The organism is Hyphomicrobium methylovorum (genome assembly GCF_013626205.1).
GTDB classification, from domain to species: Bacteria; Pseudomonadota; Alphaproteobacteria; order Rhizobiales; family Hyphomicrobiaceae; genus Hyphomicrobium_B; species Hyphomicrobium_B methylovorum.
The window spans coordinates 993,489-1,010,289 of record NZ_QHJE01000001.1; the positions used below are offsets into that span (position 1 = coordinate 993,489).

Annotated in this window: 12 protein-coding genes; 11 read left to right on the forward strand and 1 reads right to left on the reverse strand. The window is 56.0% G+C overall.

The annotated features are described in order from the left end of the window. The first annotated feature begins 306 nt into the window (after positions 1-306). From wecB to DLM45_RS04965, 5 genes are all read left to right on the forward strand, one after another. Positions 307-1,443 carry a non-hydrolyzing UDP-N-acetylglucosamine 2-epimerase gene (wecB, locus tag DLM45_RS04945; protein WP_181335965.1) on the forward strand — a complete coding sequence of 379 codons (1,137 nt, stop codon included), beginning with the start codon at positions 307-309 and terminating at the stop codon, positions 1,441-1,443. Further along, complete coding sequence (locus tag DLM45_RS04950) at positions 1,427-2,347, forward strand: ABC transporter permease (protein WP_246317159.1); 921 nt, start codon at positions 1,427-1,429, stop codon at positions 2,345-2,347. Before wecB ends, DLM45_RS04950 begins: the two co-directional genes overlap by 17 nt. 118 nt (positions 2,348-2,465) lie before the next feature. Continuing rightward, complete coding sequence (locus DLM45_RS04955; protein ID WP_246317160.1) at positions 2,466-3,632, forward strand: ABC transporter ATP-binding protein; 1,167 nt, start codon at positions 2,466-2,468, stop codon at positions 3,630-3,632. Positions 3,633-3,634: 2 nt separating this feature from the next. Continuing rightward, a complete protein-coding gene (locus tag DLM45_RS04960) occupies positions 3,635-8,266 on the forward strand; it encodes an FkbM family methyltransferase (protein ID WP_181335969.1) in 4,632 nt (1,543 codons plus the stop codon). Then, complete coding sequence (locus DLM45_RS04965; RefSeq protein WP_181335972.1) at positions 8,263-9,588, forward strand: glycosyltransferase family protein; 1,326 nt, start codon at positions 8,263-8,265, stop codon at positions 9,586-9,588. The genes DLM45_RS04960 and DLM45_RS04965 overlap by 4 nt, the downstream gene beginning before the upstream one ends. Before the next feature lie 168 nt (positions 9,589-9,756). On the opposite strand, the gene DLM45_RS04970 is transcribed toward DLM45_RS04965, so the two are convergent. Continuing rightward, on the reverse strand, positions 9,757-10,194 hold the full coding sequence (locus tag DLM45_RS04970; protein ID WP_181335974.1) for a DUF3617 domain-containing protein: 438 nt from the start codon (positions 10,192-10,194) through the stop codon (positions 9,757-9,759). A gap of 203 nt (positions 10,195-10,397) precedes the next feature. Here DLM45_RS04970 and DLM45_RS04975 point away from each other — a divergent pair, with 203 nt between their 5' ends. The 6 genes from DLM45_RS04975 to DLM45_RS05000 all read left to right on the forward strand — a co-directional run bounded on the left by DLM45_RS04975 (position 10,398) and on the right by DLM45_RS05000 (position 16,744). Further along, positions 10,398-10,826, forward strand: coding sequence for a DUF3617 domain-containing protein (locus DLM45_RS04975; RefSeq protein WP_181335977.1), 429 nt, complete (start codon positions 10,398-10,400; stop codon positions 10,824-10,826). A 144-nt stretch (positions 10,827-10,970) separates the two neighbouring features. After that, positions 10,971-11,600, forward strand: a complete 630-nt coding sequence (locus tag DLM45_RS04980) for a 2OG-Fe(II) oxygenase (RefSeq protein ID WP_425485228.1) — start codon at positions 10,971-10,973, stop codon at positions 11,598-11,600. Positions 11,601-11,615: 15 nt separating this feature from the next. Further along, complete coding sequence (locus DLM45_RS04985) at positions 11,616-12,212, forward strand: methylated-DNA--[protein]-cysteine S-methyltransferase (RefSeq protein ID WP_425485197.1); 597 nt, start codon at positions 11,616-11,618, stop codon at positions 12,210-12,212. Between the two features lie 215 nt (positions 12,213-12,427). Continuing rightward, positions 12,428-14,479, forward strand: a complete 2,052-nt coding sequence (locus tag DLM45_RS04990; RefSeq protein ID WP_181335981.1) for a carbon starvation CstA family protein — start codon at positions 12,428-12,430, stop codon at positions 14,477-14,479. Positions 14,480-14,484: 5 nt separating this feature from the next. Beyond that, positions 14,485-14,715: a YbdD/YjiX family protein gene (locus tag DLM45_RS04995; RefSeq protein ID WP_181335984.1), complete on the forward strand. Its 231-nt coding sequence runs from the start codon at positions 14,485-14,487 to the stop codon at positions 14,713-14,715. Between the two features lie 211 nt (positions 14,716-14,926). Next, positions 14,927-16,744: an ABC-F family ATP-binding cassette domain-containing protein gene (locus tag DLM45_RS05000; protein WP_181335991.1), complete on the forward strand. Its 1,818-nt coding sequence runs from the start codon at positions 14,927-14,929 to the stop codon at positions 16,742-16,744. The last annotated feature ends 57 nt before the right edge of the window (positions 16,745-16,801 follow it).

Here is a 16,801-nt window from a genome sequence, read left to right on the forward strand (position 1 = left end):
AATTATTCCCGAGGCTTGCCTTAGCCCTCCATCCGAGGGTGCTCCGATTGTCAAAGGAGCTCTGCGTTCCTCGCGATAAGCTCATTCAGTCACATGCGGAGAGCCTCGCCGAACGGCTATGTTGCAAGCGAAGCGGCCCAAATCTAAATAGTCGCGGCGACGGGTTGAGTATTGCGGCGGGCTGGAACTTGCGCGCTTAACTTCTTCGATCCTGGAGAACGTTCTTATCTTCGCCTGTGCGATTAACAGGGGTATCCGTCCTGCGCCTCGCGAAGAGCAGAAAACTTAAGCAATGCCGAGAGAAACATGACGGCACATCGACCCAAGCGACTTGTTGTGGCGGCCGTGGTCGGTACTCGACCAGAAGCCATCAAGATGGCTCCGGTTATCAAAGCACTCCAATCTGCTAACTGGTGCGAATGTATTGTTGTTGCCACTGCTCAGCATCGCCAAATGCTGGACCAGGTGCTCGATCTATTTGGCATCAAAGTCGACATCGACCTTGACGTGATGCGCGAGCGGCAGAGCTTACCAGCATTGACTGCGCGCTTGTTTGAAAGTCTGGACGCAGCTTTTCAAAAACAGAAGTTAGACCTTGTGCTCGCGCAGGGCGATACTACGACAGTAATGGTAGCGGCGATGATCGCGTTTTATCATCGTATACCGTTTGGTCATGTCGAAGCTGGATTGCGCACCGGCGACCTTAATAATCCCTTTCCTGAAGAAATGAATCGGGTTGTCGCTAGCCGGTTAGCCGCCCTGCATTTCACTCCGACAAAAAAAGCCGCTGATGCGCTTCTTAGGGAAGGCGTGCGTGAAGCAGATATCATTGTCACCGGTAACACCGTCATTGACGCTCTGCTCGAAGTGGCGAAGAGAGCGCCCGATCTGCCAATGACCTTGCCGGCAGGACAGCGCTTAATTCTTCTTACCGCACATCGGCGAGAGAACTTTGGCGCCCCGAACGAACGTATCTTCTCCGCTATCAATCGGCTTATTAAGCGCCATCCGGATATCGAAGTAATTTACCCGGTGCACTCCAATCCCAACGTCAAGAGAATTGCGCACGAGCGATTGGGTTCGACCCCGCGCGTGCACCTGCGCGATCCCCTCGATTACAATCAGCTTGTGGCGGTGATGAAGGCATCCGTGCTTATTCTAACCGATAGCGGCGGCATACAGGAGGAGGCTCCGGCGCTCGGAAAGCCAGTTCTGGTGCTACGTGAGCAAACTGAACGGCCAGAGGCAGTGGAGGCGGGGGTGGCGAAGCTCGTAGGTACGGATGAGGATACAATTGTCGACGAAACGACCCGGCTCCTTGAAGACGAAACCGCCTATCGTGCTATGGCGCAGGCAATTTCGCCATACGGGGACGGCAAAGCAGCTGGACGTATCGTGACGCGCATCTGGGAGCGATATGGTCGCGATGGGGACCAATCTTGACCAAAATCCTACAACTAGTGATGCGTCCGACGCCATACCGGACAAGAGCCGCACTGTGATTGATCGCCAACCGAAATCCTACGCGCGTTGGAATCCACTCAGCATGGCGAGTGACCTTTGGCTGCGCCGCCATCTTCTTATCGCTATGACAAGACGAGAAATTGAAAGTCGCTATAAGGGATCGTACGGAGGTGTAGTTTGGTACGTAGTCAATAATCTCGCGCTACTTGCCATCTATTCTTTCGTATTTGGAGTAGTTTTCAAAGCCCGTTGGCAGTCAGTTGGCGTGGATTCCAATCAGTCGAACACAAGCTCTGCGTTGTCTCTTTTCGTCGGCTTGCTCGTTTTTAATATTATTGCCGAAACCGCTAACCGCGCTCCAAATCTTCTCGTTGCCCAAGTTAATTACGTCAAGAAGGTCGTTTTCCCGCTGGAGATTCTGCCCGTAATTTCACTAGGGGCTGCGCTTTTCAACGCCGCGATCGGGCTGGTTGTACTTATCGTCCTCGGCTTGGTTTTGGGAACACCCGTGTCATGGAAGATCATTTACTTCCCGGTGATTGTGACCCCAGTGGTGTTGTTCTCACTGGGCCTGTCTTGGTTCCTTGCCTCGCTTGGGGTTTATGTTCGCGATACAGCGCAGATCGTCGGACTCGGAGTTACGATGCTAATGTTCCTTACGCCAATATTCTATTCAGTTAGCATGCTTCCCGACGGCTGGAGCACATTGCTCAACGCCAATCCGCTTACTCTCCCGGTGGAGGAGATGCGCGCTGCCATTCTCTACGGCCGCGATCCGGATTTTTCTGGTCTTGCCATCCTCACAATCGTCGGCCTCATAGTGGCTTGGCTTGGACGGGTGTGGTTTGAGATGACCCGACAAGGTTTTGCCGATGTCATCTGAAGTGGCGATCGAGGTCGAGGGACTCGGAAAATCGTACTTCATCTACGAACGCCCCGAGGATCGTCTCAAGCAGATGATCGTGCCGAAGCTCCGGCGGCTTATCGGGAGAGCACCCCGATTGTATTACAGCGAGTTCTGGGCGCTAAAAAACATCTCCTTTTCAGTTGGACGCGGCGAGACGGTTGGCATCATCGGCCGCAACGGTTCGGGCAAATCGACCCTTCTGCAGCTAATCGTCGGCACATTGTCAGCAACCACGGGAAGCGTGCACTCTCGCGGTCGCATCGCCGCGCTCCTCGAACTTGGTGCAGGATTCAATCCGGAATTCACGGGCCGTGAGAATGCTCTATTGAATGCGACCATCCTTGGCCTTTCCAATAGTGAAGCCCAAGCGCGCATGGCGGAAATAGTGGCGTTCGCTGACATCGGTGAATTCTTCGATCGGCCCGTGAAAACATACTCAAGCGGCATGTTCGTGCGTGTTGCTTTTGCTGTGCAGGCGTGCATTGAGCCCGATATTCTTGTGGTCGACGAAGCACTGGCCGTAGGTGATGAGAAATTTCAACGTAAGTGTTTTGATCGTCTCGAAAAGCTGCGGAAGAATGGAACATCGATCCTTCTCGTTACTCATTCAGCGACTACGATCGAACGGTTTTGCCAGCGTGCGCTTTTGCTGCATCAAGGCGAACTGCACAATATCGGGCCCAGCAACCAAATCGTAGATCAATACCATGCGCTTCTCTACGCCGATCGTGTGGCCTATGCCTCGCTCCGCGCGAAGGGAGCGGCTACGCTAACTCCACCTGTATCTGATCCCGAGTCCACACAAGCAGATGCGGAAACAAGCGAGTCGCGCGCTACTATTCTCTCGGTGCGATTGTTGAATGACTCGGGCATCACCTGCGAGCATTTCACGCCCGGCCAAAGCGCCCGAGTCGAGCTAAAGATAAAGTGCAGCAGTTACGTCCCCGAGATGCAAATCGGAATCAAAATCAGAACCGTGGAGGGTGTTTTTGCTTTCGGAACCAGTACACTTTACCACGCTCGCAATGTCGTTGCAGTGGAGAGTGACGAAGTTATTGGTGTCGTATTCCAAATTGCACTCAACCTTTGCGAGGATGCCTACTTCATAAGCGTGGCTGTTGCCGGTGCTTCGATCTCCGGTGACATGCGGTATCTCGACAAACAGACGGATGTTCTGTTCTTTCGGATCGCTGAGCCGAGGGTGAGAGCTGGAGGCATCGCTTTTCTGCCGGTCAACATAGAAATTGAGAGGCGAGCGTAACGATGCGCCTATTGACGGTGTACGATGATTTCAGCCGGGGAGGGTTGGAAAGTCAGATAGAGGGCCAAGCGCGGGCGCTTGCTTCACACGGGGTGGAGATGTTCCTCGCCAGCGGAGGATCAGTCGATGAAGTGAAACCCGGACTCTTCAAAGCAAGTATAGGAGGACTATTTCTCTCTAGCTCCACGTCGTTCCGGCAACTGCGCGAAACACTAACGCAGATGGCCGAGTTTATTTGCGCACACAATATAACGGCGATTCATGCGCATCCATTCTACAGCAACGTCGTCGGAGCGTTAGTCGCGCAGGCTACACAACTGCCGTTTGTGCTGACACTCCATGGCCCTGTTTCGCTAACCAGCATGAAGGGTCACGTTCTTGAACTATTATTTCGCGGGGTTGTTTTGCCTGCGGCCGGCAACGTTTTCTGCGTCTCACGCGAGGTGGAACTTATTTGTCAGGCCAATGCGGTTTGCCGGACCCACATTCTACCCAACGCAGTGCAGATTCCGGAACAAGCGATTGAGCGATGCAGCTCGCTCGATGGACCCTGGATGTGGGCGGGACGGATCGATAGTTCCAAGGTGGTGGGTCTCATGGATCTCATTACCAAGATGGACAGTGCACGGAGGCAGTTACACATTTACGGCGATGGCCCGGCGAAGCCCTATCTTTTGGACTTTTTGAATAAGGGTGGTTTTGATTTCGTCGAGCTGCGCGGATGGAATAATTCGCTGCCGGAAATTATGCGGGACTATTCGCTTGTCGCGGGTATGGGACGCGTAATCCTGGAAGCAGCGGCACGGGACCGAGCCTGCCTGTTGGTTGGCTACGACGGTGTCAAAGGACTCCTTGACCGCCAACGGTTGGAGCAGGCCGGTTTCTGGAATTATTCCGGCCGCGGGTTCGCAACCGTAAATCGGGAGCAATTGGAGACCGAACTCGATAAAGGGCAGGACAAGTTTGGCAATCGCGAATTGTCGGAATGGGTGCGGAGCGAGCGATCGGAAGCTGCTGTCTGGCAGCAATTTTTAACCGCATTTCCTGTCGAACCGACACGCGAGCCAACGCTTGCCGTGATTCTCGAAGCGTTGCGTATGAAGGGTGTCAGCGACGCTGAGGTTTGGAACTCACTTGAGTTTGCGGAACTGCTCGAGGGGCTGCTCAGTAATTCTCACATCGCTGGGCAAAATAGTATTCAAGTGGCGCAGCAGAAGCGGGACCGACGGCTCTCCGCAGCTGAACACGCCTTGCAGCAAGAGATGGAAGGTTCTGCCGCGCTGAGAACCGCTCTTGCGAAAGCTGAAGAGCTGAACTCTACCCTCGCCGTGCGTCTCGCAGACTTCGAGCTAACGCAGCAAAAGGATGCTGCACAAGCAGCGGCCTTAAAGGCCTCACTAGCGACCGCGGAAAAAAAGAATTCCGATCTTGCTATCCGCCTAGAAAATGAAGCCGTGTCCAACGCCCAGCTTCGCGAGCAATTTGCGAACACCGATTTCGAAAGAAATCAGTGGGAGTTCCAATGTAACGAGATGGCAAGATCGACATCGTGGAGAGCGACGCACCCTTTTCGGTTGGCTTCCAGTGCGGCGCGGCTGTTGGCGTCGAAACCGCAAGCAACGCGGACGCGCCTCTCGCACGTTATCCGTCTGATCCGTCGGGACGGGCTAATTGGCGCTTTGACCTGGACGCATAACCGACTGTCTCTTGGTTCTGTAACCCCAAACCAATCCTCTGCAAGCCTTAGCGGCGGGCACGAATTCACAGCGGGTGTTCCGCAATCCGCTTCGACGCTTTCGTCGGCCTTTACGATGATTGAGGAGCCGTTCGATCCCTACGCACTGATTGATCCACTCAAGCCCATCCGTTTCGACGTCATCAACAAGCCGTTCAGCGGATCGTGCCTTCCATTCAGTTGTGTGACAACCGTTAGGAATGAGGCGGAATCAATTGTCGAATTTCTGGATTCTCTAGCAAAGCAGACAGTTCGACCGCACCAGCTTGTCGTGGTCGACGGCGGCAGTACGGACAGAACAATCGAATTGGTGAGACGCTGGAGTGTCTCCGCTCCCTTCGAGGTAAATCTGGTCGAGGCCGGCAAGGTCAACATAGCGCGGGGGAGAAATATCGGAGTCGAGAAGGTCGCGACGGGCATCATCGTATTTATCGACGCCGGCTCGGTGTTGAAGCCAGATTTTTGCAAGGAATTGGTCGGAGCCTTCAGCACAGTTCGAGATCTCGATGTCGCCTGTGGTCTATACGAGGCTTCCATTCAGAACGAGTATTCCAAACAATTCGTCTGGGATTTTGACACGATCGACTTCTCGACATTCCTACCATCGGCGCGGGCATTCGCGGTGAAAACCGAAACTTTTCGAATGACGAATGGCTTTCCCGAATACCTCACCAAAACCGGAGAGGACACGCTCTTTGCGATTCAGTTGCGACAAGCGTCGAAGCATTGGGCAGTCTGTAGCCTAGCGCGGGTGATATGGGACGCACCGTCCAACGCCGAACAAGCCAGTCTGCTCTCTTATCAATACGCTAGTGGCGATGGCGAGTCCGGTTATGGCGACTTCAGGGCTTACCCAATCGCGCTCGCCCGCGATGCCAGCAACACTTGGCTCCCACAAACCTGGATCGACGGCTACCTTGCGGGGCGCTCGCAACGTGCCCTGATTGATGTGGAGCGCCGGGGAATCGACCAGCTAGTGGTGATATTGTCCGGCGTTCCCTTCACCGATTCTGGTGGCGGTCAGAGATGCAGCCAGATGGCAATGGCGTTCGCTCGCCGCAATTGCAAGGTGGTGTTTGTCAATATCTACCCCAGTTTCGAAGAACGCCGCAAACTCTACTTCGACATCGATTTATCGCTTTTCGAGTTTTATGCACTTCGGGATTTCAGTGCAGATAATTTGGCGGATCGCTATGATCGGTTCGAGAACCTATCTGTAATGGTGATTTCGGAATTTCCCCATCCCAGTCTGTTGCCGGTGATCGACGTTCTCAAGTCGAGGTTCAAAGACAGAATCACAACCGTCTACGATTACATCGACAACTGGCAGACTTCACTCGGATGGGAATGGTACAACGAAGCGATTGAGCATCGTTTCATCCGGCAATCCGACGTTCTCGTTGCTTCGGCAAAAACGCTTCAAGAGCGCCTTGTGGAGCGCAGCGGTCGCAATGTTGCACTGATTGAGAATGCCGTAAACGACCGGCTATTCTTTCGGCAATCGTCGCTCGAACGTCCTAGTGATTTGCCGAAGGGTCGCAATGTTGTTCTCTACACTGGCGCCATGTGGGGCGACTGGTTCGACTGGGACCTTTTGTGCGCCTGCGCCAAGAGATTGCCGAGTTTTGATTTCGTAATGGTTGGCGGAGTAAATCCCGAACGACAAACGGAAATCTCCCAAGAACTAGAGAATGTCCATTTTCTCGGACTTAAGCCTCAGCGAGAGCTGCCAGCTTATCTTCTCCACGCCAATGTTGGAATTATCCCGTTCATTCCAGGAGACGTCACCAACTTTGTAAATCCTTTAAAAGTTTATGAGTACGTCGCCATGGGCCTGCCTGTGGTCGCCACGCAAATGGCTGGGATTCCAAACATTCCTGGAGTGAGTATTTCGCCATCCGTCGACGGATTTGCCGACGCCATAAAGAGTTGGATGGAAATCAATCCACCTCGCGAAGAGATGGAACGTTTCACAAAGTCCAACAATTGGGACACACGCATTCTAGACCTACTCGGCCTCGGCGGCATCGCAATTCTAGACGACATCACGAACTCGGCACCAGCTAATCCGAACGACAACAAGAAGTGCTGGCCAGGTGTCCTAGATCTGTCAGCGCCTGTCTCCCAGGCTGCTGCCACCGCATTGTCGCGCGTGGGCGCAAGTCCACTCCACGAAGCTGAGTTCGAGATCTTTCGCTATTTCACGAGGCACAACGATCTCATCCTCGACGTAGGTGCGAATAGTGGTCAGTCGATCGTGTCTATACGGACTGTCGCCCCTTTCACTCCCATCAAGGCATTTGAGCCCAATACCTTGCTTGCGCCTATTCTAGAGGAAGTAGCGACCAAACTCGGCTCTGTCGAGATCTTCGACTTTGGATTAGGGGCGGAAGAGTCGGAGCGGACACTTTTCACTCCGATAATCGATGGCTATGCGATCACGCCTCTGGCTTCGATGGATCTACCGACGCTGAAATCTAGTCAGCAACTCAAATATATGCGCGACATGGCGTCCGATGGTCGAGTCATGTTTCTGCGCTCCAACTCCGTCGTCAGGCCAGGGGATAGTCTCGATCTAAAGCCGACTGCGATAAAGATTGACGTAGAAGGTTTCGAAAGAGAGGTGGTTCGAGGGCTGATGAGGACATTAAGAACTTCCAAGGCGCTTTTGCTAGTTGAAAAAAGCCGGTCGATTCTTGATGTTGGGACAATACTGCGGGAAATCGGCTATATTGCAATGCAGCTGCAAAAAGATGGGATGTCCGCGCATGTCCTCGAACTTTCTAACGCGCCGACGATTCCCTTAAATGTAGTATTCGCGCACGAAGATCAACTTGATGAGTTGGCTTCAAGAGGCTTGCGCATCCAGTATACGAAGCAAAGTGTTGCACGCTCATGAGAGGTGAGCAGGCACCGATTCGCTCGTTTCTCGATCGCGCTCCTAAACGGCTAGCGACTGCAATCAACATTATTAAGCAAGAGGGTTGGCAAGCCTTATTGCGTGTTGCAGTGAACCGATTTCTTCTGCCTGGCGTCAGCAAAATTACTAAACCACTGTGGTTCTCCAAACTGCGTGCCGCAATTGACAACAGCCCGGCTGATCGACCACCGGTTCTAATCCTTGCGACTTGCGATTATCGCTTTCCCTATCGGCAACGCTGCCAGCATCTTGCTAAGGCAATAGCTTCGCTAGGGCATGTTGTCGTCTATGGTTCGCCGCTCACCGGTTATGACAGCGTGCTAGGGTTCTGGAGCGCCTCGGAACGGCTCATCGTAGTAAACTACCGGACACGCTGGCAGGACTTGCTGCCCGGGAACGCCATCGTTTTGGTCATGTCAACGGACAACCAACTCGGCACGAATTTTTTGCCAGAAGCGCAGGCACAACAATGGAAGATTATTTATGACTACATTGACGAGATTGATCCGAGGATCAGTCTCGGGCCTATTTCTGAGAACCACTTAATGGCCCACTCAGACCTTCTTAAAGAGGAAAGCGTTCTGGTTGTATGCGTGGCGCCAAATCTGATGCGAGAAGCGCGGACTTATCGGACTAAGAACCTTGCCCTCGTACCTAATGGGGTGGATTGCGCGCACTACAAAACTGTTCGTAACTACAGCGTTCTGCCGCAAGAGATGCGTGCGATTGTCGATTTAGCTAAACCCATAGTCGGCTACTTCGGCGCTTTGGCCTGCTGGCTCGACTTTGACCTCGTTTCTAGCGTCGCTCGCGCCCGGCGCGATTTTAGCTTTGTTCTAATAGGTCCTGACTTCGATGGCTCGCTCGCAAAGTGGAGGCGTGAGAACAGGGCGTTGCCTGAAAACCTTTTTATCCTGCCGCCGTTTCCCTATCATACACTTCCAAACTTAGCGGTGTGGTTCGATGTCGGCATGATACCGTTTGTGGTCAATAAAATCACGGCGGCCACATCGCCTCTTAAGCTATACGAATACTTCGCTCTCCAAATACCAGTCGTATCCTCGCCGTTACCCGATTGCGAAAGATATGCGGATGTTGTCGCGGTTGCTGACGGCTCCGAGAACTTTGCTCAGGCGGTCGATTCGGCTGTCGCGCGAAGCTCCAACACTGACATCCGGCAGCGCCTTTCCAGCTATGCGGCGAGGAGCGATTGGCAAAGCCGCGCCAGCGAAATATTGAAGCTATCGACGGGCTTGAAAACAGAATTATGCCGTACGGTTGCGGATCGAGACGCGACGTAGGGAATCTCGTCCACGAGCGCGCCGTCGAATAAGAATATTCCCTCCCAGAATTAAGCAGGCATGAGCCCGCCATCGGTTCAAATTGATTTTGCGGCAGTGAGATAGATCTCGTATTTATTGATCAGTCTTCTTTCGGCCTCCGCTCTTCACATAATGTCCGATCGAGATTTACTTCGGGCAATCGCCGACCCGGCGGCCAGATTGGGTTTCGCGCATGGTCATGTTCTTGCCTCCCATGCGCATGACGTACCGCCCCTCAAACGCATCAGGTTCGAGCGTATAGACGGCGGAGGCGCGTCCGGCGTCAATTCCATCGCAGATGATGTAGAACGTGATCTGCTTATCGCCCTTGACGACGTTCTTCACTGGGCAGTGGGCAAGTTGGATGTTGTCCGTCAGCAAAAAGAATCCGTGCGCATGATCTGGCGTGTCGGCACGAACGCAGATCTCAGTCGTCTTGCGCGCATTGAGGTCCTCGGTCTGGCCCATGTCGAGCATCACCGACACTTTGTAGAGGCCATCCTGCAGGCTGTCCGCCCAAGCGCCTTGCGCCCATAATGGAGACGCGCCGATTACCAGGAGCAGAAAACGTCGAGCTGCCGTCATGTGATTCTCCGATGGTTTTCTCCAACGAAGCGGTTGCGCGACGATTGTTGGCTATCCGTTTCTTGCCGTCGAATTTTCTTACTTCTCCAGGGGCTCGGCGACGAGCGATGGACGTTGGCCTTCCGAATTCAAAAGCAAGAAACGGGTCGCAGCGCCCCGTCTGACATGGTGAAAGCTGATGCGCGCAGCAGGGAGGAATACGCATGCGCTTTCTACATCTCATGACGTTGCTCGTCATTCCCGCTGCGGCAAGCGCGGAAGACGCCGTTCTGCAGCCCGGCGAATATGAAGTGCAGATGCGCCTGGAGCTTCCGCACGTCGAGGATATGGGCGTGCAAAAGACTGCCAAAGTCTGCATCACGGGTGGCGACACGCACGGCATTGTCGTGCTGAGCGAAAACAATCCGTTGGCGCGGTGTCCCGCCTCTAATGTCAAACTGTTGGATCAGACTCTGAGCTTCGACCTCGTCTGCGAGGGGCACAATCAAGCGGTCGCGTGGGCCAAGTTCCAGCTTTGGCCCGATCGTTTCTCGGGCGTGTTCGATATGAAGATGGGCGGTAAGAACATGACCATGAGCGAACGGCAAACCGGCAAGCGCGTCGGCGTCTGTAAGGACCCGCCGCATTCTTGAAAGAGCGGGCCTGTTGGACCGCAAGGCAGAAGCCGGAGACAACCGATGAGACAAGCCGCTGCCCTGGAGACAACGCCGTCGTTTTCGCCGAACGTCGATTGGTCAGATGTTGCAGCCAGTCTCGACGCGAAGGGCTTCGCAGTCATGCCGGGGCTGCTGACGGCGAAGACCTGCACGGCAATTGCCGGCATGTATCCTGAGGACGCGTCATTCCGCAGTCGTATCGTCATGGCGCGGCACGGCTTCGGCAAAGGAGAATACAAATACTTTGCCTATCCGTTGCCTGAGCCCATCGGGACGTTGCGCACGGCGCTCTATCCGGAGCTCGCCCGCATCGCCAACCGCTGGAACATGGAAATGGGCATCGACGTGCAATATCCGAAGGCGCACGCCGAATTCCTCAAACGTTGCCACGATGCGGGACAGACGAGGCCGACGCCGCTTCTCCTGCAATATGTTGCGGGCGACTACAATTGTCTGCATCAGGACCTCTATGGGGATCATGTCTTCCCGCTTCAGGTTGCGATCCTGCTATCCGAGCCCGAACGTGATTTCACCGGCGGCGAGTTCGTGCTGACCGAGCAACGGCCGCGCATGCAATCGCGCGCCGCCGTCGTGGGGCTGCGGCAAGGAGATGGCGTTGTGTTTGCGGTTCATCATCGTCCCGTCCGCGGCACACGCGGGGTCTATCGCGTCAACCTTCGTCACGGCGTCAGCGAGATTCTAAGCGGCCGCCGTCACACGCTTGGCATCATCTTCCACGACGCAACATGAGTTGAGACCTCGCCGATGGCGCACGCCGATCCGCTCTTTGACGACCACCAGGAAAATCGGGCGATGGACCGCGAAGATACGGCTGATGTATTGACGTCTATGAACTCATATAGCCTCGTGCCGTCTCCTGTCAGGGAGCTGAAGCTGGTGGCGAGTCCTTATGGACTCGTTGCGATCCTGTGGCCGCAGGACAATCCCAAGCGGGTGATGCTTGATGAGCAGACATTCGATCCGGATCATCCGATCCTGCGCGCGACAACGGTGCAACTAGCAGAATATTTTGCCCGCACGCGAACTGCCTTCGACATACCCCTCGCGCCTAGAGGTACCGAGTTTCAGCGCAAGGTTTGGCAGGCGTTGACGCGCATTCCCTATGGCGAAACGCGCAGTTATGGAGATCTCGCCAGGGAGGTCGGCGTGCCGAACGGTGCGCGGGCCGTGGGGGCAGCAAACGGGCGCAATCCGATCTCGATCATTGTGCCTTGCCATCGCGCCATCGGCGGCAATGGCGCGTTGACGGGGTTCGCCGGTGGCCTCGATGCGAAGCGCTTTCTGCTTGCATTGGAGGGTGGGGCTGAGCTCGAGCAATCGCAGGCCGAACTCCCACTTTAACCGGGACGAGCACATCGATCCGAACCGCTTTGATCGACCAAGTAGTCGCTCGCCTGTAGCGACTGATACTCGTCGATTGTCCACCTGGAGCCTAATGGCCTAGGCTTGAGCAATCGCGGCGCGCCGAGTCCTTCCAGGCTTTTTGTCCTCCCACAAGGGCTTTGCATGTTAAAAGCCGCATCACTTTTTTAACAAAGCAAAGCTGAGCGTTACCCATGCAGAGCATTCGAGCCTACGTGCTGTGGTCCGCGGTCGCCGTCACTGGCGCGGTATCACTTGGAGTGGTCGCGCTATCGCGGGGCGAGACGATCAACGCCGCCTGGCTCGTGACGGCTGCAATATGCACCTATTTTCTCGCTTACCGCTTCTACGCCCTGTTTATCGCGGAGCGGGTGTTAAAGCTCGATGGCAACCGGCTGACGCCAGCGCGCCGCTTTAACGACGGCCTCGACTATTGTCCGACGAATAAGACTGTTCTGTTCGGCCACCACTTCGCTGCGATCGCGGGGGCTGGTCCTCTCGTCGGGCCGGTGCTCGCCGCGCAGATGGGGTATCTGCCCGGAACGCTGTGGCTGATCATCGGTGTCGTCTTCGCTGGCGCCGTGCAGGACTTCATCGTTCTCTGGGCATCCACACGCCGCGACGGACGCTCAATGGGCGACATGATCCGCTCCGAGATTGGCGAGTTCGCCGGTACGGTCGCCATGGTCGGCGTGCTCTTGATTATGGTCATCCTGCTTGCCGTGCTGGCGCTCGTCGTCGTCAAGGCGCTGAAGCAAAGCCCATGGGCGACGTTCACGGTTTTCATGACCATTCCGACCGGGATTCTGATGGGCGTCTGGGGGCGCTATATCCGGCCCGGCCGCGTTGGCGAGATGTCGCTGATCGGCCTCGTACTACTGATGGCCTCGCTCATTTACGGGCGCCACGTCGCGGAAGACCCGGTGCTCGGGCCGATGTTCGATTTCACGGGCGAACAACTGTCGATCATGCTGATCGGTTATGGTTTTGTCGCGTCCGTGCTGCCGGTTTGGATGCTGCTGGCGCCGCGCGATTACCTTTCGACGTTCCTGAAGATTGGAACCATCGCCGGTCTCGCGCTCGGAATCTTTTTTGTGCTGCCTGATCTTAAAATGCCCGCGGTGACGAAATTTATCGACGGTACTGGTCCGGTGTTCTCCGGCAGCCTCTTTCCATTTCTTTTCATCACCATCGCATGTGGCGCGATTTCAGGATTTCACGCGCTCGTCTCGTCGGGAACGACACCGAAGATGCTCGACAACGAGATCAACGCGCGATTCATCGGCTATGGCGGCATGTTGATGGAGAGCTTCGTTGCGATCATGGCTCTGGTCGCAGCGACAGCGATCGACCCTGGACTTTACTTCGCACTCAACAGTCCAGCAGCGTTGATCGGCAACACGCCGGAGTCGGCGGCGGCTGTGATTTCCGGCTGGGGATTTGCCATCACGCCGGAGATGCTTAAGGACGCTGCAAAAGATGTCGGCGAGGCGACGATCCTGTCGCGTACCGGTGGCGCACCGACTCTCGCCGTCGGCATGGCGGAAATCCTTTCGAGCGCGGTCGGCGGCAAAGCGATGATGGCCTTCTGGTATCATTTCGCAATTCTGTTCGAGGCGCTTTTCATTCTCACAACCGTCGACGCGGGAACGCGGGTGGCGCGCTTCATGATTCAGGATCTCATCGGATCGTTCAGCCCACGCTTCAAAGATACGCGCTCCTGGACCGCTAACGTCGTCGCGACGGGCATCGCGGTGTCAGGGTGGGGGTATTTCCTTTATCAGGGCGTTGTCGATCCGCTCGGCGGCATCAATACGCTTTGGCCGCTGTTCGGGATCGCCAATCAGATGCTCGCGTGCATCGCGCTCATTCTTTGCACCGTCATCCTGTTCAAGATGAAGCGGCAGCGCTACGCGTGGGTGACAATCATTCCGGCGTTTTGGGTTGCATTGTGCACGCTGACGGCCGGATGGCTGAAGATTTTCAGCTCCGATCCGGCAATCGGCTTTCTTGCGCATGCCGAGAAGTTCGGCACGGCATTGAGTGCCGGACAGTTGATCGCCCCCGCGAAGACGCTGGAGGACATGAGCCGGATCGTGTTCAACGATCACGTCAACGCGACGATGACCGCGCTTTTGATCGGGCTCGTCGTCGCGATGATCGGATTTGGTATTTCGGCGATCGTCAAAGCGCTTTCCAACCCCACGGTCACGGCGCGCGAAGCCGTGATGGTTGCTGCGGAGTGATGGTGATGAGCAAGCCCAATTCCTCCTCCGGCATCTCCACGAGCCTGTTGCTCTGGGGCAAGGATATCGTCCAGACCGCGCGACTGATGATCGGCCTGCCGGACTATGATGGCTATGTTCGGCACCGTCAGGAAGCTCATCCTGGGGAACCGGTTATGTCGTACGAGGAATTCTTCCGCGAGCGGCAGGCCAATCGCTATGGGGAAGGCACGGGCAAAATCAGCCGCTGCTGTTGAGCTGGCCTGCGTGACTGCTGGCAACTTCCTTCGTCGAGCCGGCCGAAGCCTCCCTTGGGCGCTGGCAACTCTCCTTTGTCAAGCCGGCCGAAGTCTCCCTTGGCGCTGGCGACTCTCCTTCGTCGAGCCGGCCGCCAGCGCTGAGGCCAGCGCTGTTATAGCTGAGGGAGATGGGATTGCGTCTCGCGTCCGTCACGGCTACGAGGGCCGCATGGCACCTCCTCTCATTACCCTCAAAGATATCCAGCTGACTTTCGGCGGTACGCCGCTTCTCGAAAGCGCGGAACTGACAGTCGCAGCCGGCGATCGCATCTGCCTTGTCGGCCGAAACGGTTCAGGCAAATCGACGCTGCTTAAAATCGCTGCCGGGTTTTTGGAGCCGGATCACGGTGAACGCTTTCAGCATCCCAATGCAAGCGTGCGCTATCTGGCTCAGGAAGCGGACTTCAGTGACTTCGCGACCGTTCGCGATTACGTCGTCGCGGGGCTCGGGCCGACCGACGACCATTACGCTGCCGATTATATGATCAGCGACCTTGGTCTCAACGGTACCGACGACCCGGAGCGGCTTTCGGGTGGCGAAGCGCGCCGGGCCGCTTTGGCGCGCGCGCTGGCTGCGAGGCCCGACGTGCTGCTGCTCGACGAACCGACAAACCATCTCGACCTCACCGCGATCGAATGGCTGGAGAACCATCTCAAGTCCACGCGGTCGGCATTGCTTTTGATCAGCCATGATCGTCGCTTCCTCGAAACGCTTTCGCGCTCGACGGTTTGGCTCGATCGCGGCCGGACGCGACGTCTCGAAGAGAGCTTTGCTTCGTTTGAAGACTGGCGCGACAAGGTGCTCGAAGAGGAAGAACTCGAGCGTCACAAACTCGACCGGAAAATCGTTCGCGAAGACCAATGGATGCACGGCGGCGTTACCGGCCGTCGCAAGCGCAACGTGCGGCGCGTTCGCGAACTGCGCGCGATGCGGCAAGAGGTGCGCGATCAGCGCCACTCCGTCGGCAGCGTGCGCCTCGACGTGGCGGAAGGCAGCCAGTCCGGCAAACTGATTGTCGAGACGAAAAATCTTTCCAAAGGATACGGCGAGACGGACCTTATCTCCGGCCTCAATCTGAAGATCATGCGCGGTGACCGCCTTGGCGTGATCGGTCCCAACGGCGTCGGGAAAACGACACTGCTCAAATTGCTGACCGGGCAGATTGAGCCCGACAGCGGCACCATTCGCCATGGCGCAAGCCTTGAGGTCGTGACGCTCGATCAGCGGCGCGATGAGCTTGATCCCAACTGGACCGTATCGGATGCGCTGACGGGCGGGCGCGGCGATCAGGTCGTCATCAACGGAAAGGCTCGTCACGTCGCGAGCTACATGAAGGATTTTCTGTTCCTGCCGGAGCAGCGCCTATCACCCATCCGCGTCCTTTCTGGCGGAGAGCGGGCCCGGCTCATGCTCGCGCGTGCGCTGGCAAAACCATCGAACGTCTTGGTGCTCGACGAGCCGACGAACGATCTCGATCTCGAAACGCTCGACCTTCTGCAGGAGCTGCTATTCGATTATCCGGGCACACTTCTGCTCGTCAGCCACGATCGCGATTTTCTCGACCGCATCGTTACGAGTGTCATCGCGCCGACCGGAAATGGCGAATGGACCGAATATGCGGGTGGCTATTCCGATATGCTGGCCCAGCGCAAAGGCGAGGAATTGACGAAGCGGCGCAAGACCGAAGCGGATTCGTCCGATAGGAAAGCCGCGACCGCGCCGTCCGAGCCGTCTCGCGGCGCGTCCAAAGGAAAGCTTTCATTTAAGGAAAAGCACGCGCTCGAAACGCTTCCTGGTGAAATTGCGAAACTCGAAGCTGAAATCGGGGCGCTCAGCAAGAAGCTGGGAGACGCCGAATTGTTCACGCGCGACCGGGCTCAGTTCGACGCTGCAAGCGCGCGTATCGCAGAGGCGCAGCAGCGGCTCGAGGATGCCGAAACGCGATGGCTGGAGCTTGAAGAAAAGCGCGCCGCACAAGTGGGTTGACGTGCGTCGCATTAAAAAAGCGATGGCTGATCTCTCAGCCATCGCTTGAAGTTCGAC